Source organism: Komagataeibacter intermedius TF2, from assembly GCF_000964425.1.
Classification (GTDB): domain Bacteria; phylum Pseudomonadota; class Alphaproteobacteria; order Acetobacterales; family Acetobacteraceae; genus Komagataeibacter; species Komagataeibacter intermedius.
In genome coordinates, this window is the sequence record NZ_BANF01000112.1 from 1 (window position 1) to 242 (window position 242).

The following is a 242-nucleotide window of genomic DNA, read 5'->3' on the forward strand; positions in this document are numbered from 1 at the left end:
CTCCTGATACGATCTTAAAACGCTCAGATGACCGGCTCAAAAACATTACAAGTCCAGTTTCATCAAATAGAAGATTCGTTCCGTTCCAAAGGACGAAAAGCTGCACGGAAGAGAGCTTATCGAAAGATAGCCTGTGTGGTAGGGTTCTGCGTCAGGAAACAGGGATTTTTCTTAAGTATGAAATTGCGGCAACTTGGTAAGAGCGGCCCTCAGGTATCCGAAATCGGTCTTGGGTGTATGAG

At 45.5% G+C, this 242-nt stretch carries 1 protein-coding gene; it reads left to right on the forward strand.

Annotated features, from left to right (window positions below):
• The coding region (locus B7449_RS22095) for a hypothetical protein (protein ID WP_209426740.1) at positions 1-200 on the forward strand (200 nt) is incomplete at its 5' end.
• Between the last annotated feature and the right edge of the window lie 42 nt (positions 201-242).